Source organism: Bacillus sp. P14.5, from assembly GCF_003316765.1.
In the GTDB taxonomy this organism is placed as follows: Bacteria; Bacillota; Bacilli; order Bacillales; family Bacillaceae_B; genus Rossellomorea.
In genome coordinates this window covers 1-1,565 of sequence record NZ_NIJF01000032.1, presented here as the reverse complement: position 1 = coordinate 1,565, position 1,565 = coordinate 1, and the positions used below count along the sequence as shown (strand labels likewise).

Below are 1,565 nucleotides of genomic sequence, written 5' to 3'. Positions count from 1 at the left end.
TGAACAGAATTCAAAATCAAATACGGCGTCGACTGTAACAAATTACAATAATACTATTTCCTCGCTTTACACTATGCTTCTTCACATTAAAGTGACCCCAAGTGAGCAGAAGAACTTAGTGAACTTATTTTCATCGATTTTAGAAAGTCATTCTAATTTAATTATTGTTACTTCAAAAAATTATGGTCACGCTAATGAAAACGCTGAGCTAATGAGTTCTTTCTTTAAAGTTTTACAATTTCAAAAAGACGAACATAGTTATCATGGTCTCACCGATGACGAATTTCATGAAAGATTAGATTTACTCTACAATTGTTTCTTTACCAAGACTTATCAGTTAATCACACATTTAATTAAAGTGGGAAGTTATGATGTTTTAGAAATGTTTCTAAATAATGATCTTTTTCTAAAATCATTTTTAGAAAAAGAATCAGAGATAAAAACCACCAAATCGACTTATGCCTACAAAGAATCTTTCAATGAATCTTTAGAGAATGTTTTTATTTCAGTTTTGAATAACATGATTGAAGAAAGAAATACACTATCTATTTCACACATAATTTCAGTATTGATTACTATTTCAACCAAAATTGAGTTTGATAAGAATAATGCTAGCATCCCTAAAACAGTAACAGGGTTACCAAAACAATTACTTAGCTCCAGCAAGAAAGGTGAAGTTTCGAATATTAAACACTCTTACAAGAAAACAGAGGGTGCGTTCTCAAGTAATCTGAAAACAGCTTTCATTTACTCAATCATTAAAGCCAATGAAAATTGAAGAATACAAAATCGCAGGATACTTGACCAAAGTATTGACATCCTATACTAAGCTTGAAGATTTGGTAGATGAATTTGAAAAGTATATTTAAAACCTTTTAGTGAGGACGAAGACACTATTAAATATGTTACATCATATAAAATTACATACTACAATCTGTTTTCTTTTAATTATTGCTTCTCTAAAACAATCGTCATGATTATTCTTCAATTCTTATTTTTGGATAAAGAATCGCTTCAAAAAGTCGAAATAGGTAAATTTAAGATTTCCAGAATCGAGACTTACGAAGGGATTGAATATTTCTTAGAAAAACTTGAGATTAAGAATAAAGAATACAACATGATTTCATTAAACTCTAAATCTATTGAAGCCTGTAAATCAATTTTAAAAGAAATATGGTAACTACTTGTCTAGCTTCTATGCAAGAATGCTAGACTTTTATTATAATTATTAACTTGTGATAATATAAGATTATCACAAGTATCGTCATTATAATTAAAATTAAACTCATTCAAGTAATACACTTTCATCTAATTTTTTAATTCGATTACGCTTGTATTTAATAGTAAATACATATGTATTACATATTTTCATCGTACATTTCAAGATCAGACGGAAATTAATTGAAAATCGGGAGCGAAAAGAGGGAGAGGCATGAAGATGGATAAAAAGCAACAAGCGTTCGAAATAGCGTTGCGAGAACTGACCGGGGCGAACCCGAAATTGGCTGAGGCATTGAAGAGGGACCATATCGACCTTGAAACATTAAATGACATCGAGGTCATCG

Annotated in this window: 1 protein-coding gene; it reads left to right on the top strand. The window is 30.1% G+C overall.

Translation table 11 applies throughout. The features are described 5' to 3' along the window. A partial coding sequence (locus B9Z54_RS03680) for a hypothetical protein (RefSeq protein ID WP_205207667.1) occupies positions 1–778 on the top strand: 778 nt, incomplete at its 5' end. Between the last annotated feature and the right edge of the window lie 787 nt (positions 779–1,565).